Annotated in this window: 19 protein-coding genes and 1 pseudogene; 8 read left to right on the top strand and 12 right to left on the bottom strand. The window is 61.3% G+C overall.

Features of this window, described 5'->3' with window-relative positions; translation table 11 throughout:
- Position 1 precedes the first annotated feature (1 nt).
- From BSF40_RS23875 to BSF40_RS23905, 7 genes and pseudogenes are all read right to left on the bottom strand, one after another.
- A complete protein-coding gene (locus tag BSF40_RS23875) occupies positions 2 to 994 on the bottom strand; it encodes a VWA domain-containing protein (protein ID WP_095967043.1) in 993 nt (330 codons plus the stop codon).
- On the bottom strand, positions 981 to 1,574 hold the full coding sequence (locus tag BSF40_RS23880) for a DUF4381 domain-containing protein (RefSeq protein WP_095967044.1): 594 nt from the start codon (positions 1,572 to 1,574) through the stop codon (positions 981 to 983). Before BSF40_RS23880 ends, BSF40_RS23875 begins: the two co-directional genes overlap by 14 nt.
- On the bottom strand, positions 1,571 to 2,515 hold the full coding sequence (locus tag BSF40_RS23885; RefSeq protein ID WP_371918117.1) for a DUF58 domain-containing protein: 945 nt from the start codon (positions 2,513 to 2,515) through the stop codon (positions 1,571 to 1,573). The genes BSF40_RS23880 and BSF40_RS23885 overlap by 4 nt, the downstream gene beginning before the upstream one ends.
- A complete protein-coding gene (locus tag BSF40_RS23890; RefSeq protein WP_095967046.1) occupies positions 2,515 to 3,495 on the bottom strand; it encodes a MoxR family ATPase in 981 nt (326 codons plus the stop codon). Before BSF40_RS23890 ends, BSF40_RS23885 begins: the two co-directional genes overlap by 1 nt.
- 54 nt (positions 3,496 to 3,549) lie before the next feature.
- Positions 3,550 to 4,497: a transporter gene (locus BSF40_RS23895; RefSeq protein WP_095967047.1), complete on the bottom strand. Its 948-nt coding sequence runs from the start codon at positions 4,495 to 4,497 to the stop codon at positions 3,550 to 3,552.
- Between the two features lie 12 nt (positions 4,498 to 4,509).
- Positions 4,510 to 4,791 (bottom strand): annotated as a pseudogene (locus BSF40_RS23900) (DUF1214 domain-containing protein); the annotation flags it as partial.
- Between the two features lie 505 nt (positions 4,792 to 5,296).
- Positions 5,297 to 5,722: a YciI family protein gene (locus BSF40_RS23905; RefSeq protein WP_095967048.1), complete on the bottom strand. Its 426-nt coding sequence runs from the start codon at positions 5,720 to 5,722 to the stop codon at positions 5,297 to 5,299.
- Between the two features lie 344 nt (positions 5,723 to 6,066).
- Here BSF40_RS23905 and tpx point away from each other — a divergent pair, with 344 nt between their 5' ends.
- From tpx to BSF40_RS23945, 7 genes are all read left to right on the top strand, one after another.
- The gene (tpx, locus tag BSF40_RS23915; protein WP_095967050.1) at positions 6,067 to 6,567 is read left to right on the top strand and encodes a thiol peroxidase; all 501 of its coding nucleotides are present in this window, start codon (positions 6,067 to 6,069) and stop codon (positions 6,565 to 6,567) included.
- A 308-nt stretch (positions 6,568 to 6,875) separates the two neighbouring features.
- Entirely contained in the window at positions 6,876 to 8,192 is a 1,317-nt protein-coding gene (locus BSF40_RS23920) for an MdtA/MuxA family multidrug efflux RND transporter periplasmic adaptor subunit (protein WP_095967051.1), read from the top strand.
- Entirely contained in the window at positions 8,189 to 11,284 is a 3,096-nt protein-coding gene (locus tag BSF40_RS23925; RefSeq protein WP_095967052.1) for an MdtB/MuxB family multidrug efflux RND transporter permease subunit, read from the top strand. The genes BSF40_RS23920 and BSF40_RS23925 overlap by 4 nt, the downstream gene beginning before the upstream one ends.
- A 100-nt stretch (positions 11,285 to 11,384) precedes the next feature.
- On the top strand, positions 11,385 to 14,492 hold the full coding sequence (locus tag BSF40_RS23930; protein ID WP_095967053.1) for an efflux RND transporter permease subunit: 3,108 nt from the start codon (positions 11,385 to 11,387) through the stop codon (positions 14,490 to 14,492).
- Positions 14,489 to 15,970 (top strand): efflux transporter outer membrane subunit, encoded by a 1,482-nt coding sequence (locus tag BSF40_RS23935; protein ID WP_095967054.1) that lies wholly within the window; start codon positions 14,489 to 14,491, stop codon positions 15,968 to 15,970. Before BSF40_RS23930 ends, BSF40_RS23935 begins: the two co-directional genes overlap by 4 nt.
- Positions 15,971 to 16,273: 303 nt before the next feature.
- Positions 16,274 to 18,355: a bifunctional diguanylate cyclase/phosphodiesterase gene (locus BSF40_RS23940; RefSeq protein ID WP_095967055.1), complete on the top strand. Its 2,082-nt coding sequence runs from the start codon at positions 16,274 to 16,276 to the stop codon at positions 18,353 to 18,355.
- Between the two features lie 179 nt (positions 18,356 to 18,534).
- On the top strand, positions 18,535 to 19,281 hold the full coding sequence (locus tag BSF40_RS23945) for an SDR family oxidoreductase (RefSeq protein WP_095967056.1): 747 nt from the start codon (positions 18,535 to 18,537) through the stop codon (positions 19,279 to 19,281).
- 149 nt (positions 19,282 to 19,430) lie between these two features.
- Here BSF40_RS23945 and mapR read toward each other — a convergent pair whose 3' ends face one another.
- The 3 genes from mapR to BSF40_RS23960 form a co-directional block, all read right to left on the bottom strand.
- Complete coding sequence (mapR, locus tag BSF40_RS23950) at positions 19,431 to 20,840, bottom strand: GntR family transcriptional regulator MpaR (RefSeq protein WP_095967057.1); 1,410 nt, start codon at positions 20,838 to 20,840, stop codon at positions 19,431 to 19,433.
- 135 nt (positions 20,841 to 20,975) lie between these two features.
- Positions 20,976 to 22,388 (bottom strand): cytochrome c oxidase accessory protein CcoG, encoded by a 1,413-nt coding sequence (ccoG, locus tag BSF40_RS23955; protein ID WP_095967058.1) that lies wholly within the window; start codon positions 22,386 to 22,388, stop codon positions 20,976 to 20,978.
- A 195-nt stretch (positions 22,389 to 22,583) separates the two neighbouring features.
- Positions 22,584 to 22,817, bottom strand: a complete 234-nt coding sequence (locus BSF40_RS23960) for a DUF3203 family protein (protein ID WP_095967059.1) — start codon at positions 22,815 to 22,817, stop codon at positions 22,584 to 22,586.
- A 120-nt stretch (positions 22,818 to 22,937) separates the two neighbouring features.
- Between BSF40_RS23960 and BSF40_RS23965 the strand changes: the two genes are divergently transcribed.
- Complete coding sequence (locus tag BSF40_RS23965; RefSeq protein ID WP_095967060.1) at positions 22,938 to 23,438, top strand: MgtC/SapB family protein; 501 nt, start codon at positions 22,938 to 22,940, stop codon at positions 23,436 to 23,438.
- Here the strand turns inward: BSF40_RS23965 and BSF40_RS23970 are convergent.
- Positions 23,435 to 23,680: a hypothetical protein gene (locus tag BSF40_RS23970; RefSeq protein ID WP_095967061.1), complete on the bottom strand. Its 246-nt coding sequence runs from the start codon at positions 23,678 to 23,680 to the stop codon at positions 23,435 to 23,437. The two genes, BSF40_RS23965 and BSF40_RS23970, sit on opposite strands and share 4 nt — an antisense overlap.
- Positions 23,681 to 23,926: 246 nt before the next feature.
- Positions 23,927 to 24,094 carry a hypothetical protein gene (locus BSF40_RS32770; protein ID WP_172435747.1) on the bottom strand — a complete coding sequence of 56 codons (168 nt, stop codon included), beginning with the start codon at positions 24,092 to 24,094 and terminating at the stop codon, positions 23,927 to 23,929.
- Positions 24,095 to 24,277: the final 183 nt, after the last annotated feature.

Consider the following 24,277-nt stretch of genomic DNA (forward strand, 5'->3'; position numbering starts at 1 on the left):
CTCAGGCCTCCTGCCGTTGACGGGCGAGCATCAGCCGTGGAAGCAGCAGGGCGCCCAGGTGATACATCGCCAGCAGCGCAAGGGCTGCGCCCAGCGGCCACCAGAACAGATCGAGTTTGGGTTGGTGGCTGAGGGTTTTCACCTGATGCGGGGTGAGCTTGTCGAGGGTGGTGTAGACCTGATCCAGGGCGTTGCGGTCTTCGGCGCGGAAGAAGCGTCCGCCGGTGGCCTGGGCAATGTCCTGCAAACCTTGCAGGTTGACCTTGGCTTCGCCTTCGGCGTTCGGGTCGCCGATGCCGATGGTGTGAATCACCACCCCTTTGGCGGCAGCCATGGCGGCTGCGTGATCCGGGGTGATGGCGCTGCTGGTGTCGTTGCCGTCGGTGAGCAGGATCAGCACTTTTTCCTGCTCGTGGGCCTGCTCCAGCAGTTTCAGGCTCAGGCCGATGGCGTCGCCGATGGCCGTGTTGGGGCCGGCCATGCCGATGCCGGTGTCGTCCAGCAGCAGTGACAGGCTGGTGTGATCGAGGGTCAAGGGTGCCTGCGGATAGGCGCCGGTGCCGAACACGATCAGTCCGATTCGATCATCCTTGCGCTTGTCGATGAACCCGTGCACCACCTCCTTGACCGCGGCCAGGCGATTGATTTTCTGGCCGTTGGCGTCGCTGAAGTCGGTGGTTTCCATCGACTGGGAAATGTCGATGGCCAGCATCAGGTCACGCACGGGCTGCTGGCGCTCGATGGGCTGTTCCACCCACACCGGCCGGCTCGCCGCCACCAGCAACAGTGTCCAGACCAGCAGGTTCAGCAGCAACTGCCAGCGGTTGCTGCGGGTACCGGCCTGGCTGGGTGCCTGGCCGACAGCACGGCTCATGGCGCCGAAAAACGGTACGCGCACGGCACTGCGCGCCTCGCGGTAATCGGGCAGGTAGCGATAACCCAGCCATGGCAATGGCAGCAGGATCAGCAACCAGGGGTAATCAAGCTGCCACATGATGACGCTCCACCCAGGTTGTGCAGGTGCTGAACAACAGTTGGCGTTGCTCGTTGGGCATGGCCCGCAAGGTTGCGTCAGGCGCGTAGGCCAGCAGCGACAGTTGTTGGCTGAAGTCGGCGGGCAAGGGTTGTGAAATGTGCCGCTGCAGGAATGCCTGCCAATCCTTGTTTCCTAACGCCGCAGGACCCTGTGGGAGCGGGCTTGCCCGCGATGAGGCCATGACATTCAAAATTGATGTCGACTGACAGGACGCCTTCGCGGGCAAGCCCGCTCCCACAGGGAATGCATTCCAGTTAGAGGACGGCATGGAGAGGGCCACGCGTTTGAGCAGCTCCGGAAGTTCGCGCAACGCATTCAGGTCATTGCTGCGCTGCTGCAACTCCGCCAGCCGTGCCAGTGCCTCGCGCCGATAGCGGTCGCGCCGCCATTGCCTGTAACGTCGGGCGCTGACCAGCAACAGGCTGAGCACCAACAATGTCAGCAACGCCCACCACCCCCACGTCTGCGGCGCATAGCTGACCGGTGCCGGCAGGGCCATTTCCTTGAGTTGGTCGATGCTCGGAACAGCGGGGTTCATCGGCGCCCCCGGACGAGCTTGCCCAGTTCGGCGCGCAGTTGTTCGTGGGCTTCGGTGGCGGTGCTGAACATCATCAACGGCACCTGGCTGCGGCGTAGCAAAGTGGCGACGTCCTTGAGCCGACCGCTGAGAAAATCCCCCAATGGCTGATGCACCTGTTGCCGATCCACCGCCAATTCCACCTGCAATTGCCCCTGGGTGATCAGTACGCGGCCGTTTTTCGGCAGGTTCAGCGCCAGCGGGTCATAGACCTGCATGGCGATCACATCGTTATGGGCCGCCAGTTGCCGCATGAGCTGCAAGGTGCGTTCGCCAGCCCCGGCAAAATCACTGACGATGCAGATCAGGTGATCGTGACCGGCCACGGCCAGGCAATGCTGCAAGACCTTGTCGAGTTGGTCTTCGCCCTCGGCATCCGGGTTGGCGGCATTGAGTGCCTGGTTCTGCTTGGCAATGCGGCTGCACAGCGCCTCGACGCGTTTACGGCTGCGCAGCGGGGCGATGCTGTCGATGCGTTGATCGTTGAATACCAGCCCACCGACGCGGTCGCCGGCGTTGAACACCATCCACGCCGCCAGGGCGCCGAGTTCGGCGGCGATGGCGGATTTGAAGCTGCGTTGCGAACCGAAGAACATCGACATGCGCTGGTCGACGAGGATCAGCGCCGGGCGGTCGCGCTCTTCGGTGAATGTCCGTACCACCGGTTTGCCGGTGCGCAGGGAGGCGCGCCAGTCGAGATGACGCAAATCGTCCCCCGGCTGATAACGGCGCAGCTCATCGAAGTTCAGGCCACGGCCACGCAAGCGTGAAGCGTGATTACCCGCGAGGATGCTGCCTTGAGGTTGGCGAGCGACAAAACTCAGGTCACGGGCCTTGAATTCCAGGGCCATCAACTGCGCCAGAGAGACATACACCAGGCCGTCGACGCTGTTCATGGGCATCAGGCCGGGATCGCGACTTTATCGAGCAGACGGTCGAGCACCTGGTCGGCGCTCACGCCATCGGCCACCGCGTCGTAGCTCAGTTGCAGGCGATGGCGCAGCACCGGGTGCACCACGGCGCGCACGTTGTCCGGAGACACGAAATCCTGGCCCTGCAACCAGGCGTCGGCCCGGGCACAACGGTCCAGGCCGATACCGCCGCGAGGGCTGGCGCCGATGCTGATCCAGCGCCCGAGATCGACGTCGTAATCGGCCGGATGGCGCGTGGCATTGATCAGGTCGATCAGGTAGCGGTCGATGGCCGGGGACACGTGCACGGCACTGACTTCCCGGCGCGCGGCAAAGATCACGTCCTGGGCCAGGGCGAACCCCTGCACCGCAGCCGTTTTGGCGCCGAGTGCCTGCTCTTCTTCGCGCAGCAGGCGCAGCACCTGGCTTTCGTTTTCCGCGCTCGGGTAATCGAGCAGCACCTTCATCAGGAAGCGGTCCATCTGCGCTTCCGGCAGCGGGTAGGTGCCTTCCTGTTCGATCGGGTTCTGGGTCGCCACTACGATGAACAGCTCCGGCAGGGCATGGCTGTTGCCGGCCACGGTGATCTGGCGCTCTTCCATGGCTTCGAGCAACGCGGCCTGGACCTTGGCCGGCGCACGGTTGATTTCGTCGGCCAGGATCAGGTTGCCGAACAGCGGGCCGGGCTGGAAGCGGATTTCGTTCTTGCCTTCGACCTGATGCAGCACCTCGGCGCCGGTGATGTCCGACGGCAGCAAATCCGGGGTGAACTGGATGCGGCTCATCTTCGCGTCCAGGTGTTTGGCCAGTGCTTTGACCGTGCGGGTCTTGGCCAGGCCGGGCAGGCTTTCCAGCAGCAGATGCCCGTTGGCCAGCAGGCCGACGAGGATTTGCCGGATCACCTGGTCCTGACCGAGCACCGCTTCGGCGATGCTGGCTTGCAGGGCGTTGAGGTCGTTGAGTGCGGTCATGAAAGGTTCCTGCAAAAGGTCGAACGGGTGCTGATGGCCATTCCTGGCTACCTCTTAGAAAAATGCTAGGGTCAGGTTGACGCTGATGCCATTGCCTTCGGGCCGGTTCTTGGTGTCGAACTCCGGGACCCAACGGGCACTGATGTTGGCCTGGGCGTCGGCGAACTTGCCGCTCCAGCCTACCGTCGGGCCAGCACCCACCGAGCGTCCGCGAAAACCGCTGGTTGCGCCGGATCCGGAGTCATCGGTGACCTGCTGGATATAGCCGGCCACCAAACCGGCGTTCCAGCCGTTGCCGAAACCGTGGGTCCACAGGGCGTCGAGGGTGAAAATGTTGCCGTTGCGATAATCCGTGGCCTCGTTCTCGGTGTAGAACTCCAGGCCGCTCGACAACGTGAACTCGCCGCCCTTGCCGTCAAGGTGAGTGAACGCCACCGTCGGCATGAAGGTGTAAGTGTTCTGCCCCGGGTTGGCCAGGCGATCGTCGTTGTAGGCACCGGTCGGCACGTAGATCGGCAGCGAGAAGGCGATGTGGTTGAGCTCGTCGAAGTGATAGCCGGCGGCAATCGGCGTCACCAGCATGTCGGCGAATTGGGTGCCGCTGTCCTCCGTGCCCAGGGTTCTGCCGCGAGGGCCGCTGATACTGGCGGTAATGTCGGTGTACTGCACCGGTACACCAATGGCCGAGGCGTAGTTCCAGCGACCCTTGCCCGTGTCCCAGACGCGGGTGAAGTTGGCCATGGTGTAAGACACTTTCATGTCCAGCCCGGTACTCAGGGCGCCAACGATCGGCACCTGGGCATTGCCCTTGAGATCGCCGTCGTACCAGATGCTGGTCAGGGACATGACCCAACCTGGCTCCGGAGGCACGATTCCGGCATCGGAAAACACTTGTTGCCCGGTGATCGGGCGACCGACACCCCCTTCGGCCGCCAGGCCCCATGGGCTGATACTGACCATGCACAGCGCCAACAAGGGGCGCACTACGTAAGGCCTGATCATGAACGACTCCGCTTATTGTTGTTTGGTTGCTGGCGTCAGCAGCGGCAGTTTCCATTGGCCGTTGTTGACTTCCGGTTTGGGCAGGTACAGGCGCAGCACGCCGTAGAACGGACCATTCGGTGCCGGCAGCCAGTTGCTTTGCAATGCTTTGGCCGGTGCCTTGTGCTGCACGTAAAGTGTCAGGCCGCCATCGGCATCGAGCTTGAGGTCGGGCAACATCCGCGAATTGATCAAGTAGCGATTGAGCGGGTTGGCCACCAGCAATTTGTTTTTGCCGTCATACATGGTCAGGGATCAGGTCGAACGTCCAGGTGCCGGTCGAGCGCAGGTACCAGCCTTTTTCCAGGTTGTGGATGATGAACGGCTGGAAGGTGGCGGACTTGACTTGAGGGTGGTCCTATGCCGGTGCAGTAACCGGTTGGCCGTCTCGGCGTGAACACGAAAAACAGGCGCCAGTGAAGTCACCCAGACGAAGGCGTACTTCCCCAATTGCTTTGACATCATTCCCCCCGCTTCCCTGGTGGCTGACTGATCGGGCGTGCGGCCCCTTAAGTTCAGCCGCAACTTCGTAATCCCTTTCCGATCAAGCCTGTAGGACTTATCGGATGAAGTTAGCAGTTAACCACGGGTTAGCCAGCCATATGGATTAATTCTTTCGTTTTGTGTGTGGATTCTCGTTATTTTCGTGTACTAAAAAGTTAATGCGGGTCAAAGGCTTGCCCAAGCAAGTTAAGTGGCTATCTAGTTAATGTGGGAGCAAGCCCGCTCCCACTGCAAGCTGAGGAGAAGGTCGAATCAGTCAGTTCTTCTTCGCTTGCTCCCAAACCCGCTCTTCCTGCTCGCGCAGTTGCGCAGTGAACTCGGCGCCAAAGTCTTCGGCCTCAAACACCTGGCGAATCTCGATCTCGGCCTCGGTGCCCGGCATCGGGTTGGGGCAGCGCTTGACCCATTCGATGGCTTCTTCTCTGGACTTCACTTTCCACAACCAGAAACCGGCAATCAGTTCCTTGGTTTCGATGAAGGGGCCGTCGATCACCGTGCGTTTTTCACCTGAAAACTTTATGCGAGCGCCTTTGCTGCTCGGGTGCAGGCCTTCGCCCGCGAGCATGATGCCGGCCTTGACCAGCTCTTCGTTGTAGTTGCCCATGGCGGTCAGCAGTTCCTGGCTGGGCATGACGCCGGCTTCGGAATCCTGGCTGGCCTTGATGATGATCATGAATCGCATGGTGTCGTCTCCGTTGCAGTTGAGTGATTCGATTTATAGTCGAACGACGATGGAGCAATTCGACAGAGTGCTATCAAAGGTTTTAGTCGAAGACGTATCGCGTACCTTTCGTCATGAACATCGGGAAGCGGCGGGTGAGGGCGTACTCTGTACTTTTGCCGACTTGTTCGGCTAACAAGTGAACCCTGTGGGAGCGAGCCTGCTCCCACAGGGTTATGGGTTGTATCCAGTTTTGTACGCTGATACATGACAATTTATGTTTGGCCGTAGGTCGCAGGGCAATTTCGTGGTTAACTTCGGCCTCGTCAAAATTCTCCACCACAACGTTCAGAAGGACTCCGTTCATGGCTCAAGTCACTCTTAAAGGCAACCCGGTTCAAGTCAATGGCCAACTGCCACAAGCCGGTTCCAAGGCGCCAGCCTTTTCCCTGGTTGCCGGCAATCTGTCCGACGTCACCCTTAAAGACTTTGCCGGCAAGCGCAAGGTGCTGAACATCTTCCCAAGCGTTGACACCCCGACCTGCGCCACTTCCGTGCGCCAGTTCAACGCCAAGGCCGGTAGCGTCGACAACACTGTCGTGCTGTGCATCTCCGCTGACCTGCCGTTCGCCCAGGCCCGCTTCTGCGGTGCCGAAGGCCTGGAAAATGTACAGAACCTGTCGACACTGCGCGGCGCAGAGTTCATCCAGAACTACGGCGTTGCCATCGCCGACGGCCCGCTCAAGGGCCTGACCGCCCGTGCCGTGGTCGTGCTGGACGAAAACGACAATGTGCTGCACAGCGAACTGGTTGGTGAAATCGCTGATGAGCCGAACTACGATGCGGCACTTGCTGTTCTGAAATAAGTACGTCGTTACAATTGTTAACACCCCCGCTGTCAATAATGCTGTTGTAGGAGCGAGCTTGCTCGCGATGGACTCAAGAACGCTGCGTTTCGTCAGTAGACATGCGTTATCGTTAACGACCATCGCGAGCAAGCTCGCTCCTACACTGATCGGCATTACCCTCTGTCCAGGCCGTTTTCATTTGTGTTTCAGTGTCTTGGATAAAACTCCTGTTACGTAAGCCGAAAGTAAATTGCCGGTAAAGGCGCTTTGCTTAAACCCCGCCAGTGCTTATCGTTCAGCCTCATGTAAAAAAGCCCACGCGCCCAATGGTTGATCACTCAATGCAATCCTCCGCTTCCCGTAGTCCTCGTCGCTGGCTGTTCGGCCTGCTTGTCCTGTTGGTCATCGCCGCCCTGTGCTGGAAATTCTGGCCGGGCAGCGCTGCACCCAAAGAGGCGGCGGGGCAGAAAGCCGTTGCCGGGCATACCGGGCGATCGGGGGGCATGCGCCCGGGGTTCGGCGGTGCGTCAGGGCCAGTACCGGTACGCGTGGCTGCGGCCGTCACCGGTGACTTCCCGCTGTATTTCAAGGCGCTGGGCACAGTCACGGCGCTGAACACCATCAACGTCCGTAGCCGCGTCGGCGGTGAGCTGGTCAAGATCTCTTTCGAAGAAGGGCAGATGGTCAAGGCCGGCGACCTGCTGGCCGAAATCGACCCGCGCCCATACCAGAACGCCTTGCTGCAGGCCGAAGGCACCTTGCTGCAGAATCAGGCGCAATTGAAAAACGCCCAGGTCGATGTCGAGCGCTATCGCGGCCTGTACCGTGAAGACAGTATTGCCAAGCAGACCCTGGACACCGCCGAAGCGCTGGTCGGCCAGTTCCAGGGCACGGTCAAGACCAATCAGGCAGCGGTCAACGATGCCAGACTCAACCTTGAATTCACCCGGATCCGCGCACCCATCACCGGTCGCGTGGGCCTGCGTCAACTGGACGTCGGCAACCTGGTGGCGGCCAACGACACCACCGCCTTGGCGATCATCACCCAGACCCAACCGATCAGCGTGGCCTTCACCCTCCCGGAAAACAGCCTCGACACCGTGCTTGCCCGTTATCGCAGCGGTGCCAGATTGCCAGCTGAAGCCTGGGATCGCGGCGATACCAAATTGCAGGCCACTGGCGTGCTGCAGAGCCTGGACAACCAGATCGACGTCACCACCGGCACCCTGAAATTCAAGGCCCGTTACGAGAACCGCGATCAGTCGCTGTTCCCCAACCAGTTCGTCAATGTGCGCCTGCTGGCCGACACCCTCAAAAACGTGGTGCTCGCACCGTCCGCCGCGATCCAGTTCGGCACCAACGGCACGTTCGCCTATGTTCTGGACGGTGACAAGAAGGTCAAGATCCGTCAGTTGAAAGTCGGTGCCAGTGACGGTCTGAACACCGTGGTCACCGAAGGCCTGTCCGCGGGCGACCGGGTCGTACTGGAAGGCACTGACCGCCTCAAAGACGGCAGCGACGTGGAGGTGGTCAACGACAGCCAGGACGTGCCGACCACGCCAACCGAACACCTGCAGGGCAAGTCGGCGGTCAACGCGGCTGAGCCCGCGACCACCGACAAGGCGAAAAAGGGCGGCGCATGAATCTCTCGCGGCTGTTCATCCTTCGCCCGGTAGCCACCACGCTGAGCATGCTGGCGATTATCCTGGCCGGCGTCATTGCCTATCGGTTGCTGCCGGTGTCGGCGCTGCCCCAGGTCGATTACCCGACCATTCGCGTCATGACCCTGTACCCTGGCGCCAGCCCGGATGTCATGACCAGCGCGGTGACTGCGCCGCTTGAGCGGCAGTTCGGGCAAATGCCCGGCCTGACGCAAATGGCCTCCACCAGTTCCGGCGGTGCGTCGGTGCTGACCCTGCGGTTCAGCCTCGACATCAACATGGACGTGGCCGAGCAACAGGTGCAGGCGGCGATCAACGCGGCCACCAACCTGCTGCCCAAGGACCTGCCGGCACCGCCGGTGTACAACAAGGTCAACCCGGCCGATACGCCGGTGCTGACCCTGGCCATCACCTCCAAGACCATGCTGCTGCCCAAGCTCAACGATCTGGTCGATACGCGCATGGCGCAGAAAATCGCCCAAATCAGCGGCGTCGGCATGGTCAGCATTGCCGGTGGTCAACGCCAGGCCGTGCGGATCAAGGTCAACCCGGAGGCCCTGGCGGCCAACGGCTTGAACCTGTCGGACGTACGCACCCTGATCGGCGCCTCCAACGTCAACCAGCCCAAGGGTAACTTCGACGGCCCGACCCGGGTTTCGATGCTCGATGCCAACGATCAACTGACGTCGCCCAAGGACTACGCCAACCTGATCCTGGCCTATGCCAACGGCGCGCCGTTGCGGCTCAAGGACGTCGCTGAAATCGTCGACGGCGCCGAGAACGAACGCCTCGCGGCATGGGCCAACGAGAACCAGGCCGTACTGCTCAACATCCAGCGTCAGCCCGGTGCCAACGTGATCGAGGTGGTGGACCGGATCAAGGCGCTGCTGCCGAGCATCACCGACAACCTGCCGGCCGGCCTCGACGTGGTGGTGCTGACCGACCGCACCCAGACCATCCGCGCCTCGGTCAAGGACGTGCAGCACGAATTGCTGATCGCCATCGCCCTGGTGGTCATGGTCACCTTTCTGTTCCTGCGTCGCGCCAGCGCCACGATCATTCCGTCGGTGGCCGTGCCACTGTCGCTGATCGGGACCTTCGGCGTGATGTACCTGGCCGGGTTCTCGGTCAACAACCTGACCCTGATGGCCCTGACCATCGCCACCGGTTTCGTGGTGGACGATGCGATCGTCATGCTGGAAAACATTGCGCGCTTCATCGAGGAGGGCGACAGCCCGCTGAACGCGGCGCTCAAGGGCGCCAAGCAGATCGGTTTTACCCTGATTTCCCTGACGTTGTCGCTGATCGCCGTGCTGATCCCGCTGCTGTTCATGGCGGACGTGGTCGGGCGGCTGTTCCGCGAGTTCGCCATAACACTCGCGGTGGCGATCCTGATCTCCCTGGTGGTTTCCCTGACGCTGACGCCGATGATGTGCGCGCGGCTGCTCAAGCGCGAACCCAAGGAAACCGAGCAGGGGCGTTTCTATCGCGCCAGCGGTGCGTTCATCGACTGGATGATCGCCGCTTACGGACGCCAGTTGCAGTGGGTGCTCAAGCACCAGCCCCTGACCTTGATGGTGGCCATCGGCACTCTGGCGCTGACGGTATTCCTGTACATGGTGGTGCCCAAAGGCTTCTTCCCGGTGCAGGACACCGGGGTTATCCAGGGTATTTCCGAAGCGCCGCAATCGATTTCCTTCGCCGCCATGAGCGAGCGTCAGCAGGAGCTGGCCAAGGTGATTCTGGCCGACCCGGCGGTTGAGAGCCTGTCCTCCTATATTGGCGTGGACGGCGACAACTCGACCCTCAACAGCGGTCGTTTGCTGATCAACCTCAAGTCGCACCGCGACCGTGACCTGAGTGCAACGCAAGTGATTGCCCGCCTGCAACCGGAGCTGGACAAGTTGGTCGGCATCCGCCTGTTCATGCAGCCGGTGCAGGACCTGACCATCGAGGACCGGGTCAGCCGCACGCAGTACCAGTTCAGCATGTCGTCGCCGGACTCGGAGCTGCTGAGCCTGTGGAGCGGGCGCCTGGTCGAGGCCTTGGCCGACCGCCCGGAATTGACCGACGTGGCCAGCGATCTGCAGGACAAGGGCCTGCAGGTTTATCTGGTGATCGACCGCGATGCGGCGTCGCGGGTCGGGGTGTCGGTGTCGAACATCACCGATGCGCTGTACGACGCCTTCGGCCAGCGGCAGATTTCCACGATCTACACCCAGGCGAGTCAATACCGCGTGGTCCTGCAATCGCAGTCCGGCGAGAAGATCGGCCCGGATGCGTTGAACCAGATTCACGTCAAGACCACTGATGGCGGGCAGGTGCGCCTGTCCAGCCTGGCGCATATCGAGGAGCGTCAGGCGCAACTGGCGATCACCCACATCGGCCAGTTCCCGGCGGTGATGATGTCCTTCAACCTCGCGCCTGGCGTGGCGCTGGGGCATGCGGTCGAGATCATCGAGCAGGTGCAGAAGGACATCGGCATGCCGATTGGCGTGCAGACCCAGTTCCAGGGCGCGGCGCAGGCTTTCCAGGCCTCGTTGTCGAGCACCTTGCTGCTGATCCTGGCGGCGGTGGTGACCATGTACATCGTGCTGGGCGTGCTCTACGAGAGCTACATCCACCCGATCACCATTCTCTCGACCTTGCCGTCGGCGGCGGTGGGCGCCTTGCTGGCGTTGATCCTCAGTGGCAACGACCTGGGCATGATCGCGATCATTGGCATCATCCTGCTGATCGGCATCGTCAAGAAGAACGCGATCATGATGATCGACTTCGCCCTCGACGCCGAGCGCAACCAGGGCATGGACCCGCAAACGGCGATCTATCAGGCCGCCTTGCTGCGTTTCCGGCCGATCCTGATGACCACCCTGGCGGCGCTCTTCGGTGCCGTGCCGCTGATGCTGGCCACCGGTTCCGGCGCGGAACTGCGCCAGCCGCTGGGCCTGGTGATGGTCGGCGGCCTGTTGCTGAGCCAGGTGTTGACCCTGTTCACTACGCCTGTGATCTACCTGTATTTCGATCGGTTGGGACGCCGCTTTGGTAAGTCTGACTCGAAAGAGGTGGTGGTATGACGGCGAGCTACAAGCTGCAAGCTTCAAGCCGCAAGTTAAAGCCTGCGCGATCCCTGCTTTTTTCTTGCAGCTTGCAGCTTGCAGCTAGTGGTTGCCACCTATGAATCTCTCGGGTCCATTCATCAAACGCCCCGTGGCAACCATGCTGCTTTCATTGGCCATCATGCTGCTGGGCGGCGTGAGCTTCGGTTTACTGCCCGTGTCGCCGCTGCCGCAAATGGACTTTCCGGTGATCGTGGTCCAGGCCAGCCTGCCCGGGGCCAGTCCCGAGGTGATGGCGTCGACGGTGGCCACGCCGCTGGAACGCTCCTTCGGCGCCATCGCCGGGGTCAATACCATGAGCAGCCGCTCCAGCCAGGGCTCGACCCGGGTGATCCTGCAATTCGACCTGGACCGCGACATCAACGGCGCGGCGCGGGAAGTGCAGGCAGCCATCAACGCCTCGCGCAACCTGCTGCCCAGCGGGATGCGCAGCATGCCGACCTACAAGAAGGTCAACCCGTCCCAGGCGCCGATCATGGTGCTGTCGCTGACCTCCGATGTGCTGGAAAAAGGCCAGCTCTATGACCTGGCCTCGACGATCCTGTCCCAGAGCCTGTCCCAGGTGCAGGGCGTCGGCGAGGTGCAGATCGGGGGCAGTTCGCTGCCGGCGGTGCGTATCGAACTCGAACCGCAGGCGCTGAACCAGTACGGCGTGGCCCTGGACGATGTGCGCAACACCATCGCCAATGCCAACGTACGCCGGCCCAAGGGTTCGGTGGAGGACGATCAACGTCTGTGGCAGGTCCAGGCCAACGACCAACTGGAAAAAGCCAAGGACTACGAGTCGCTGATCATCCACTACAACGGCGGCGCGGCCCTGCGCCTCAAGGACGTGGCCAAGGTCAGCGACGGCGTCGAAGACCGCTACAACAGCGGTTTCTTCAACGACGACGCGGCAGTGCTGCTGGTGATCAACCGGCAAGCCGGGGCCAACATCATCGAGACGGTCAACGAGATCAAGGCGCAGTTGCCGGCGTTGCAGGCGGTGTTGCCGGCCAGCGTCAAGCTGAACCTGGCCATGGATCGTTCACCGGTGATCAAAGCCACGTTGCACGAAGCGGAAATGACCTTGCTGATCGCCGTGGCGCTGGTGATCCTGGTGGTGTTCCTGTTCCTCGGGAACTTCCGTGCCTCGCTGATCCCGACCCTGGCGGTGCCGGTGTCGCTGGTCGGTACCTTTGCCGTGATGTACCTCTACGGGTTTTCGCTGAACAACCTGTCGCTGATGGCGCTGATCCTGGCCACCGGGCTGGTGGTGGACGATGCCATCGTGGTGCTGGAGAACATTTCCCGGCACATCGACGAAGGCGTGCGGCCGATGAAGGCGGCCTACCTCGGTGCCCAGGAAGTCGGCTTTACCTTGCTGTCGATGAACGTGTCGCTGGTGGCGGTGTTCCTGTCGATCCTGTTCATGGGCGGGATCATTGAAAGCCTGTTCCGCGAATTCTCCATCACCCTGGCGGCCGCCATCGTGGTGTCGCTGCTGGTGTCATTGACCCTGACCCCGATGCTCTGCGCCCGCTGGCTCAAGCCGCACACGCCGGGGCAGGAGAACCGCTTGCAACGCTGGAGCCGGCGGGCCAACGACTGGATGGTTGGCAAATACGCCACCAGCCTCGACTGGGTGCTGCGCCACAAACGCCTGACGTTGCTCAGTCTGTTCGTGACAATCGGCGTTAATATTGCGCTGTATATTGTTGTTCCTAAAACATTTTTACCTCAGCAGGATACCGGTCAGCTGATCGGTTTCGTGCGCGGTGACGACGGCCTGTCGTTCAGTGTGATGCAGCCGAAGATGGAGATTTTCCGTCGGGCGGTCTTGAAGGATGAGGCGGTAGAAAGCGTCGCCGGCTTCATCGGCGGCAACAACGGCACCAACAACGCCTTCATGCTGGTGCGGCTGAAGCCGATCAAGGAACGCAACATTTCAGCGCAGAAAGTCATCGAACGCCTGCGCAAGGAAATGCCCAAGGTGCCCGGCGCACAGCTGATGCTCATGGCGGACCAGGACCTGCAGTTCGGTGGTGGCCGTGAGCAGACCACCTCGCAATACTCCTACATCCTGCAAAGCGGGGATCTCGGGGCATTGCGCGAGTGGTATCCGAAAGTCGTCACTGCGCTCAGGGCCCTGCCGGAACTGACGGCCATCGATGCGCGGGAAGGCCGGGGCGCCCGGCAGGTGACCCTGATCGTCGACCGCGACCAGGCCAAGCGCCTGGGTGTCGACATGGACATGGTCACGGCGGTGCTGAACAACGCCTACAGCCAGCGGCAGATTTCGACCATCTACGACAGCCTCAACCAGTATCAGGTGGTGATGGAGGTCAACCCGAAATACGCCCAGGACCCGGTCACCCTCAAGCAGGTCCAGGTGATCACCGCCGATGGCGCGCGGATCCCGCTGTCGACCATCGCCCATTACGAAAACAGCCTGGAAAATGACCGGGTCAGCCACGAAGGCCAGTTCGCCTCGGAAAGCATTGCCTTCGACATGGCCGAAGGCGTGACCGTGGAGCAGGGTGGTGCCGCCATCGAGCGGGCGATTGCCAAGGTCGGGCTGCCGGAAGAGGTGATCGCGAAAATGGCCGGCACAGCCGACGCTTTCGCGGCGACCCAAAAGAGTCAGCCGTGGATGATTCTGGGGGCGTTGGTGGCGGTGTATCTGGTCTTGGGTGTGCTGTACGAAAGCTACATTCATCCGCTGACCATCCTCTCCACCCTGCCGTCCGCCGGGGTCGGCGCGTTGCTGTCGATCTATGCGCTGGGCGGCGAGTTCAGCCTGATTTCGTTGCTGGGGCTGTTTCTGCTGATCGGCGTGGTCAAGAAAAACGCCATTCTGATGATCGACCTGGCGTTGCAGCTGGAGCGGCATCAGGGCATGGCGCCGCTGGAATCGATTCGCAGTGCCTGCCTGCAACGTCTGCGACCGATCCTGATGACCACCCTGGCGGCGATCCTCGGTGCCTTGCCATTGCTGCTGAGCCGCGCCGAAGGGGCGGAAATGCGCCAGCCGCTGGGCCTGACCATCATCGGCGGGCTGATCTTCAGCCAGGTGTTGACGCTTTACACCACACCAGTGGTTTACCTCTATCTCGACAAACTGCGCCATCGCTTCAACAAATGGCGTGGAGTGCGTACCGATGCTGCTCTGGAAACTCCGCTATGACTGAACGTTCGCTTTTCAACCTGGCTGCACCGCTGATCACGGCTCGAGGCTCGCGTCTGCTGAGCCTGTCACTGTGCGTGGCGATGCTCAGTGCCTGCGCCGTCGGCCCGGATTACCAGCGCCCGCAAACCGCGGAACCTGCGCAATACAAGGCAGCAGAAGGCTGGCGCCAGGCCAACCCGAGCGATGCCCTGGCGCGCGGGGCATGGTGGGAGCTTTATGGCGATCAACAGCTCAATGGCCTGATCGAGCAGCTCAACAGCGCCAACCAGACCGTCGCCCAGTCCGAAGCCCAGTACCGTCAGGCCCAGGCCTTGGTGCGCAGCGCACGCGGGGCGTTTTTCCCGACGGTCGACCTGAACGTCAGCAAGAACCGTTCGAGCCAGGGCACCGGCAGCAGCAACTCCAGCCTGAGCAGTTCCTCCAGCGGTATTCGCGACACGTATTCGGCCCAGGCGGGCGTCAGTTGGGAAGCGGATGTGTGGGGCAAGCTGCGCCGTGGCCTGGAAGCCGACACCGCGAATGCCCAGGCAAGCTTTGCCGATCTGGCGGCCATGCGCCTGAGCCAGCAGTCGGAGCTGGTGCAGAATTACCTGCAATTGCGCGTGATCGATGGCCAGAAGCGCCTGCTCCAGGACACGGTCGAGGCTTATCAGCGCTCCCTGAAGATGACCGAGAACCAGTACCGCGCCGGCGTATCGGGCAAGGACGCCGTGGCCCAGGCCCAGACCCAGCTCAAGAGCACCGAAGCGGACATGATCGACCTGATCTGGCAACGCGCGCAGTTCGAGAACGCCATTGCCGTGCTGATCGGCCTGCCGCCGGCGCAGTTCAGCCTGGCGGAAAGCCAGGACATTCCGCAGTTGCCGCAAGTGCCGGTGGCCCTGCCTTCGCAGTTGCTGGAGCGTCGCCCGGACATCGCATCCGCCGAACGTTCGGTGATGGCTGCCAACGCCAACATTGGTGTGGCCAAGGCGGCCTATTACCCGGACCTGACCCTGAGCTTGAACGGTGGTTACAGCAGCAGTACCTCGAAAGACTTGTTCAGCCTGCCGAACCGCTTCTGGTCGGTCGGGCCGCAATTGGCCATGACCCTGTTCGACGGCGGCCAGCGCTCGGCGGAAGTCGACCGCAGTGAAGCGGCCTATGACGAAACAGTGGCCAAGTACCGCCAGACCGTGCTGGACGGATTCCGCGAAGTTGAAAACTTCCTGGTGCAACTCAAGGTGCTGCAGGACGAAGCCGTTGTACGCCAACAGGCGCTGGACGCCGCCCGTGAATCGTTGCGTCTGACCCAGAACCAGTACAAGGCCGGCTTGATCGCCTACATCGATGTGGTGGTGACCCAGGCGGCGGCGCTGAGCAATGAGCGCAGCAACCTGGACCTGTTGCAAAGCCGCCTGATCGCCAGCGTGCAGTTGATTGCCGCGCTGGGCGGTGGCTGGGACGGACAGCTTGAGGTGAGCGAGAGCCGATAGCGCAATCCCTGTGGGAGCGAGCTTGCTCGCGATAGCGGTGGTTCAGGCAACATTCATGCTGAATGTGACGCAGTCATCGCGAGCAAGCTCGCTCCCACAGGTTTTTTGCTCTCGACTCCTTCCTTGTGGCAGGCGCCAGCAGCTTGATGCGAGTTAATGTAAAACCTTAAAACAAGCGTTTCATCGGACTGATGGCCCTTTGCTAATTTTGTGAGTGCGTTCTCATTCGGAATCAGTACAATCGCCGCATTTTCCCCCGGCGAGAATCAATACCATTAACGGGGGCATTCGCGAGAAGTCCCCATGCTCATCGGTAGCTATTCCCCCACCCTGGTTATCATTTCGCTCTGTGTCGCGATTCTCGCTTCCTATACCGCACTCGACCTGACCGGACGCATTGCCACTGCCAAAGGCCGCGCCGTGCATTTGTGGACCGCCGGCGGGGCCATTGCCATGGGCATCGGCATCTGGTCGATGCACTTTATCGGCATGCTCGCATTCAAGCTGCCGATCGATCTGGGCTATGACGGCGCAATCACCCTGTTGTCGCTGTTGATCGGCGTGCTCTCCAGTGGTTTCGCGCTGTGGCTGGTCAGCCAGCCAAAACTGCCGGCCTGGCAACTGGCCTTTGGCGCGCTGGTCATGGGCGCTGGCATCAGCGCGATGCACTACACCGGTATGGCGGCCATGCGCATGCAACCGGGCATCGACTATGACCCGACGCTGTTCGGCGCTTCGCTGATGATCGCTGTCGCTGCCTCGGGCGCGGCATTGTGGATCGCGTTCCATTTACGCCAACACACGCCTTATGTCCGCCTGATCCGCGGCGGTGCCGCCGTGATCATGGGCATCGCCATCGTCGGCATGCACTACACCGGGATGGCCGCTGCACGCTTTGCCGATGGCAGCTTTTGCGGGGCTGCGGTCGACGGCCTGAATGGTAAGGGTCTGGACAACCTGGTGCTGATCACCACGTTGGCGGTGCTGTGCATTGCCTTGCTGACCTCGATCCTCGATGCGCGCCTGGAGGCTCGCACTGCAAGCTTGGCCCAGTCGCTGACCGAAGCCAACCGTGAACTGACCCAACTGGCCCTGCACGACACCCTCACCGGGTTGCCGAACCGGACGTTGCTCGCCGACCGAATCGATCAGGCCATGTCGCGGGTTCGTGAACAGGGTGGTTGCTTTGCCCTGATGTTCATCGACCTGGACGGCTTCAAACCCGTCAACGATGCCTTCGGCCACCACATGGGCGACTTGCTGTTGCGCGAAGTGGCCCTGCGCCTGCGCGAAGACTTGCGCAGCCAGGACACCCTGGCGCGGATCGGCGGCGATGAGTTCGTGTTGCTGGTGCAATTGAGCGAACAGAACGATGCCTTGAACCTCGCGGCCCGCCAGGTCGGGTTGATCGCGCAGGCGTTCCGGGTTGCCGAACATGATTTGCACATTTCCGCCAGTGTCGGCATCGCGCTCTATCCGGGTAACGGGCAGTCCGCCCACGAATTGCTGATGAACGCCGACGCGGCGATGTACCACGCCAAGGGCGCGGGTAAAAACGGCTACAGCTTTTTCGACGCCTCGATGAACACCAACGCGCGCAAGCAACTGCAATTGCTGCAGGATTTGCGCAATGCCGTGGAGCATCAGGAATTCAGCCTGCATTACCAGCCCAAGTTCGATGCCGCCAATGGCCGGCCGGTGGGCGCCGAGGCCCTGTTGCGCTGGGAGCATCCGACGCAAGGCTTGCTGTTGCCGGACAAATTCATCGAACTGGCGGAAAAGACCGGGCTGATCATTCCGATCGGCGAGTGGGTGCTCAACGAAGCGTGCCGCCAGATGCGCGAGTGGTACGTGCTGGGCTACACCGATTGGCGCATCGCAGTGAACCTGTCGGCCATCCAGTTTTGCCATGCCGGGCTGGTCCAGAGCGTCGCCAAGGCATTGGCGACTCACCATCTGCCGGCCAATAGCCTGACCCTGGAAATCACTGAAACCACCGCCATGAGCGATGCCGACGCGAGCATGACGGTGCTCCAGGAACTCTCGGAAATGGGTGTCGACCTGTCCATCGACGATTTTGGCACCGGTTATTCGAGTTTGATGTATCTCAAGCGCCTGCCGGCCAACGAACTGAAGATCGACCGCGGTTTTGTCCGTGACCTGGAGCACGACAGCGATGACGCCGCGATCGTTTCGGCCATCGTGGCGCTCGGCCAGGCGCTGGGGTTGCGCATCGTTGCCGAGGGAGTGGAGACGGACTCGCAGCAGGACTTCCTGACGCAACTGGGCTGCGACTCGTTGCAGGGTTACCTGCTGGGGCATCCGCTGCCAGCCGCAGGTTTCATGATGGAAATCCATCGCTCGGAGCGATTGGCGCTGGCTTGATAGTCCGTGTCATCGTTCATCGCGGGCAAGCCACGCTCCCACAGAATATGCAAAACCTGTGGGAGCGTGGCTTGCCCGCGATGGCGTCTGTGCAAACGCCACCGAAGCCATGCAAAAACCATCAATGGCGGTTATTCTTGCCCCCGACCGCTTAAGCTTTGATTGGGGGGAAGGCTCGCATGGACAAAGTCATCGTCATCACCGGCGGCAGCCGCGGCATTGGTGCCGCCACCGCACTGTTGGCCGCCGCGCAGGGCTATCGGATCTGCATCAACTACCAGGTGGACGAAAAGGCTGCACTCGGCGTGCTGGAGCAAGTTCGCGCCCTCGGTGCGCAAGCTATTGCGGTACGGGCCGACGTCAGCATCGAAGACGAAGTCATCGCGCTGTTCCATCGGGTCGACAATGAACTGGGCCGGGTCACGGCGCTGGTGAACAACGCCGGCACCGTGGGGCAAAAGTCCCGGGTCGACGAAATGTCCGAGTTCCGCATTCTCAAGATCATGAAAACCAACGTCCTGGCGCCGATCCTCTGCGCCAAGCACGCGATCCTGCGCATGTCGCCCAAACACGGCGGGCAGGGCGGCAGTATCGTCAACGTGTCCTCGGTGGCCGCACGCTTGGGCGCGCCCAACGAATATGTCGACTACGCAGCGTCAAAGGGGGCGCTGGACACCTTCACCATCGGCCTGTCCAAGGAAGTGGCGGGAGAGGGGATCCGTGTCAACGCGGTGCGCCCGGGCTACATCTACACCGATTTTCATGCCTTGAGCGGCGATCCGGACCGGGTCAGCAAGCTGGAATCGGCGATCCCGATGGCACGGGGCGGGCGTCCGGATGAAGTGGCGGAGGCGATTGTCTGGTTGTTGTCGGACAAGGCGTCTTATGCGACGGGGACTTTCGTCGATCTTGGCGGTGGGCGTTGATCTGAGGTTCGCGTTGTCAGTGCTGGCCTCTTCGCGGGCAAGCCCGCTCCCACAGGGTTACCTGGTGTACGCAAAGTCTGTGAACACCCGAGATTCCTTGTGGGAGCGGGCTTGCCCGCGAAGGCATTTGACCGGGCGACGCCTGTTTATCAGAACGACCGCACAATCCGCCCCAACGTCTCCATCGCCTTTTCCGCAGCCTCATCCCACGGGCTCCCATAGTTCAACCGAATACAATTCCTGAACCTTTGCGTCGGTGAAAAAATCGGCCCCGGCGCAATGCTGATCCCCTGCGCCAGCGCCATCTGAAACAACTTCAACGAATCCATCTGCTCCGGCAATTCCAGCCACAAAAAGTACCCGCCTGCGGGTTGGCTGACCCGGGTCTGCGCCGGGAAATAGCGGGCGATGGCGGCGAGCATGGCGGCTTGCTGGTCCTCCAGCGCATGACGCAATTTACGCAGGTGCCGGTCGTAGCCGCCGTGTTGCAGGTAGTCGGCGATCGCCGCCTGCGCAGGCATCGAAGCGCACAGCGAGGTCATGAGTTTCAGGCGTTCGATTTTCTGCGCATAACGCCCGGCGGCGACCCAGCCGATGCGGTAACCGGGGGCCAGGCTCTTGGCGAACGAGCCGCAATGCATCACCAGACCTTCGGTATCGAATGCCTTGGCCGGTTTCGGGGCTTGTTGACCGTAATACAGTTCGGCGTAGACATCGTCTTCGATCAGCGGCACCTGGTGGCGGCGCAGCAGTTCCACGAGCTGTTGTTTCTTGGCCTCGGGCACGGTGGCGCCCATGGGGTTCTGGAAGCTGGTCATGCACCAGCAGGCCTTGATCGGATGACGCTCCAGGGTTTGCTCGAGCACGCCGAGGTCGATGCCGTCGCGCGGGTGCACGGGGATTTCCACGGCTTTGAGTTTCAGCCGTTCGAGCACTTGCAGGCAGGCGTAGAACGCCGGGGCTTCGATGGCCACCAGGTCGCCAGGTTGCGTCACCGCTTGCAGGCACAGGTTGAGGGCTTCCAGGGCGCCGTTGGTGATCAGCAGTTCTTCCATGGGCAGCATCAGCCCGCCGACCATGTAGCGCAGGGCGATTTGCCGGCGCAGCTGCGGGTTGCCCGGCGACAGGTCGGTGACCACCATGCGCGGGTCCATCTCGCGGGTGGCGCTGGCCAGGGAGCGGGACAAGCGTTGCAGGGGGAACAGCGTCGGGCTGGGGAATGCCGAGCCGAAGGGCACGGTGTTCGGGTCCTTGATCGAGTCGAGTACCGAAAACACCAGCTCGCTGACGTCGACTTCCGTGGATTCGTTGACCTCATTGCTGATCACCGGCTCGGAAAACGGTCGCGGCGCATGGGCATTGACGAAATAGCCGGAGCGCGGACGGGCGCGGATCAGTCCACGACGTTCCAGCAGGTAGTAGGCCTGGAACACCGTCGACGGGCTGACGCCGTAGGTCTGGCTGGCGTAGCGCACTGACGGCACACGCTGGCCGGGACCCAGGACGCCGGAGCGGATCAGTTCTGCGATGTCGTCAGCGAATTTTTCGTAGCGTTTCATCGGTGTCCCGCAATGGAGTCGTTTCGATTAATTGTGGCGAGGGGGCTGCCTGTGGCGAGGGGGCAAGCTCCCTCGCCACAGTGGATTGCGTTGCCAAAACAAGACTGCACTTCACCAAGTCAACATCTTAAAGGCTCAGCGATTCATTGGCGCAACAAACCGGCTCTTCGCCACGCTGTAGACGCCAGGCTCATCGCTGTCGATCACTTCGAAGCCGATGCTCTGCGAACTGCTGGCCGGGCGTTCCGTGAGCATCACCACCGACACCGGCACGTCGACAATCTCGCCCGGCGCCAGGCTCAGTACGGTCTTGCCCTGCAACTCGAAATCATCGGCATCGACCAGACTCAATTGATAGTCCTGACGCTGCTGGGTCTTGTTGATCACCTTCAGGCTGTAGATGTTTTCGATCTGCCCCCGGCTGTTTTCACGAAACAGGCCCCGGTCCTTGCTGACGTCGAGCGAGACCATCGGCCGTTCCATCAATGCCACCACCAGGGCGGCGATCATCACCAGCAATACGGCGGTGTAGCCGATCAGGCGCGGACGCAGCAGGTGCGTCTTGCCACCTTGCAACTGATGTTCGGAGGTATAGCTGATCAGTCCCCGGGCGTAGCCCATTTTGTCCATGATCGAATCGCAGGCGTCGATGCACGCGGCGCAACCGATGCATTCCATCTGCAAGCCATCGCGGATGTCGATGCCGGTCGGGCAGACCTGTACGCAGAGCTGGCAATCGATGCAATCGCCCAGACCGGCCTCGGCGGGTTTGACCTCGCGTTTGCGCGGGCCACGGTTTTCGCCACGGGCCACGTCGTAGGAAATGGTCAGGGTGTCTTTATCAAACATCACGCTCTGGAAACGCGCGTAAGGGCACATGTGCATGCACACCGCTTCACGCAGCCAGCCGGCATTGATGTAGGTGGCACCGGTGAAAAATAGCACCCAGAACAGGCTGACGCCGCTCATTTGCAAGGTCAGCAGCTCTTCGGCCAGTGGTCGGATCGGAGTGAAGTAGCCGACGAAGGTCAGGCCGGTCAGCAGGCTGATGGCCAGCCACAAGGTGTGTTTGGCTGAGCGGCGCATCAGTTTGTTGACGCCCCACGGCGCGGCTTGCAGCTTGATCCGTTGGTTGCGCTCGCCCTCGGTGACTTTCTCGCACCACATGAAGATCCAGGTCCACGAACTTTGTGGGCAGGTGTAGCCGCACCAGACCCGGCCGGCAAACACGGTGATCGCGAACAGGCCGAACGCGGCGATGATCAACAGCGCCGACAGCAGGATGAAGTCCTGCGGCCAGAAAGTGGCGCCGAAGATATGGAATTTACTTTCGGAAAGATCCCAGAGCACCGCCTGGCGGCCGCCCCAGTTCAACCACACGGTGCCGAAAAACAGCAAAAACAGAAAACCCGCGCCGCTGATGCGCAGGTTGCGGAACAGCCCGGTGAAGCTGCGGGTGTGGATCAGGTTGTCACTGGTTTTGGCCTTCGACTTTGGACGCGCAGGCTCGAATGTTTCTACGGTTCGGACGGGGATTCTTTCGCTCATGGTCTTTCGCTCATCAGCCTCCATCAGGCATGAGCACTATGAGCGGCGATCTGTTTGCATAACAGACTCAGGTATTGCATTAAAAAGCGGATCAGATGGCCATGACCGCCCGGCCTGCGACAACTTGAAGCACCTGTCGCACAAAGGTGCAAACGCTTGGGCAAAACAGCTGCGGCGGGTGTTGACCAACGTCAGTCAAATCACCGAATCACTGTCGCTGGCTTTCAGGTGCCGACGTCCATCCACCGCGCCTGCGACGGTCAAGGCGTCGGCTTCCGCTTCGGTGATGTAGATCCGCTGGCCTTCGATGTCCACCGCCGACATGGCTTTGCTTCCATCGGTGACGATGGTCACGTCAGGACACAGACGAATTTGTTCGCCATTTTCGGTGGTGAAAAAGCAGGTCTGGTTCTCAATGCGCACGGTCATGGCGGAATCCATTTTCAGGGGTATCTAAAGTTTCAGGCCGCAATCGCCGGTCATCGTTCTGTGCAACCGATTAATGGTCGCTGCGGTCCACTCTCCATGGCTCCTCACAAGGACAACACCATGAACGCCTGGTGGCACGAAGTCTGGGTGACCCTGCAAGCCGAGTTCGCCGACATTACCGATGCCTCGCAATTGACGCGGATGACCGTACGTCTGTTGATGGCCGCCTTGTTGGGGGGGATTCTCGGGTTCGAGCGCGAGCACCAGGGCAAGGCCGCTGGCGTGCGCACCCACATGCTGGTGGCGATGGGGGCGGCGCTGTTCGTGCTGGTGCCGCAGATGTCCGGTTCACAGGCCGATGCCATGAGTCGGGTCGTGCAGGGCGTGATTGCCGGGATCGGCTTTCTCGGGGCCGGCACCATCCTGAAAAACCGCGAAGGCGACGAAAGCGACGTCAAGGGCCTGACCACCGCCGCCGGCCTGTGGATGACCGCCGCCATCGGCGTCGCCACCGGGCTGGGCCGGGAGGCGACGGCAGTGCTCAGCACGCTGTTGGCGCTGGGGGTGTTCAGTGTGATGCCGAGGATCGTGAAGCTGATTGACAAGGATCATCAACCCTAGGCGCTGTCAGGGATTAACCCTGTCTGCGCAGTTGCTTCACAGCCTGAGTCCGGCTCGTTGCTCTTCGTTTCCGAGAGTTCGTGCTGGCTGTAGTCCATATCACCGTGCAGCAAATGTTTCTCCAGTTCCCTGATGATTGAGCTTTTGGTTGATTGTTCAGAGGGATTGCGCTCGGCTTCGAAGCAAAGAAATTCGTAGTTGAATATTTTCAAGGGATGGCCAGCCGTCGGTAGGTCGTTCACGGTGTAGCGCGTGGTGCTGTGCGCTAGCTTTGTTTGTGAATTCGCTGACGCTGGAAAAAAACGTTTTCATGGCTAACCACACTCAAGGCTGAAGAAGTGATGGCTATATAAGGCGCGGGGTGCAAGTTTCGTAAAGTGTCGGACGGGCAGAATGGGCGCTTTAGGATCGGTACTACAGGTACTTGGGAAGCGTCATTCATTTTTGATGATCGTTCCTGCTGTCGAGGCAGGAACGATCAACTGTCTTCATTCAGGATTCACAATCACCGGCGGCATCGTCGCTGGCGGTTCTTCCCTTGGCGGCGGGGTCGTGCCGGGTGGGTCCTGTTCGGGCACCGGTTGTGGTTCGCTCGGCGGTATCACCGGGTTGTCGATGTTTGGATCGGGGGTTTCTGCCGGGAATGGATTGGTCATGGTTCAAGCCTCCAGTGGCACATGGCGTGAGTCGTGCTTAAGTAGGTGGACTGCTGTGCGATCGATTTGATTCCGCAAATTGCCGATGAACTTTTCCCGCCAGCCATCGCTCGGAACCTAAGTGAGTACGTTCCGGGGCGGATGGCCCAACGGGATGGCGACCCGACACAAGCGCGTCCATGG

The sequence above is a fragment of the Pseudomonas sp. ACN5 genome (genome assembly GCF_002303975.1).
Classification (GTDB): Bacteria; Pseudomonadota; Gammaproteobacteria; order Pseudomonadales; family Pseudomonadaceae; genus Aquipseudomonas; species Aquipseudomonas laurylsulfatiphila.

Bases quoted from the DNA above. Each gene is read 5' to 3' on its own strand.
- BSF40_RS23875 (WP_095967043.1), bottom strand. From the start codon at position 994: ATGTGGCAGCTTGATTACCCCTGGTTGCTGATCCTGCTGCCATTGCCA.
- BSF40_RS23880 (WP_095967044.1), bottom strand. From the start codon at position 1,574: ATGAACCCCGCTGTTCCGAGCATCGACCAACTCAAGGAAATGGCCCTG.
- BSF40_RS23885 (WP_371918117.1), bottom strand. From the start codon at position 2,515: ATGCCCATGAACAGCGTCGACGGCCTGGTGTATGTCTCTCTGGCGCAG.
- BSF40_RS23890 (WP_095967046.1), bottom strand. From the start codon at position 3,495: ATGACCGCACTCAACGACCTCAACGCCCTGCAAGCCAGCATCGCCGAA.
- BSF40_RS23895 (WP_095967047.1), bottom strand. From the start codon at position 4,497: ATGATCAGGCCTTACGTAGTGCGCCCCTTGTTGGCGCTGTGCATGGTC.
- BSF40_RS23905 (WP_095967048.1), bottom strand. From the start codon at position 5,722: ATGCGATTCATGATCATCATCAAGGCCAGCCAGGATTCCGAAGCCGGC.
- tpx (WP_095967050.1), top strand. From the start codon at position 6,067: ATGGCTCAAGTCACTCTTAAAGGCAACCCGGTTCAAGTCAATGGCCAA.
- BSF40_RS23920 (WP_095967051.1), top strand. From the start codon at position 6,876: ATGGTTGATCACTCAATGCAATCCTCCGCTTCCCGTAGTCCTCGTCGC.
- BSF40_RS23925 (WP_095967052.1), top strand. From the start codon at position 8,189: ATGAATCTCTCGCGGCTGTTCATCCTTCGCCCGGTAGCCACCACGCTG.
- BSF40_RS23930 (WP_095967053.1), top strand. From the start codon at position 11,385: ATGAATCTCTCGGGTCCATTCATCAAACGCCCCGTGGCAACCATGCTG.
- BSF40_RS23935 (WP_095967054.1), top strand. From the start codon at position 14,489: ATGACTGAACGTTCGCTTTTCAACCTGGCTGCACCGCTGATCACGGCT.
- BSF40_RS23940 (WP_095967055.1), top strand. From the start codon at position 16,274: ATGCTCATCGGTAGCTATTCCCCCACCCTGGTTATCATTTCGCTCTGT.
- BSF40_RS23945 (WP_095967056.1), top strand. From the start codon at position 18,535: ATGGACAAAGTCATCGTCATCACCGGCGGCAGCCGCGGCATTGGTGCC.
- mapR (WP_095967057.1), bottom strand. From the start codon at position 20,840: ATGAAACGCTACGAAAAATTCGCTGACGACATCGCAGAACTGATCCGC.
- ccoG (WP_095967058.1), bottom strand. From the start codon at position 22,388: ATGAGCGAAAGAATCCCCGTCCGAACCGTAGAAACATTCGAGCCTGCG.
- BSF40_RS23960 (WP_095967059.1), bottom strand. From the start codon at position 22,817: ATGACCGTGCGCATTGAGAACCAGACCTGCTTTTTCACCACCGAAAAT.
- BSF40_RS23965 (WP_095967060.1), top strand. From the start codon at position 22,938: ATGAACGCCTGGTGGCACGAAGTCTGGGTGACCCTGCAAGCCGAGTTC.
- BSF40_RS32770 (WP_172435747.1), bottom strand. From the start codon at position 24,094: ATGACCAATCCATTCCCGGCAGAAACCCCCGATCCAAACATCGACAAC.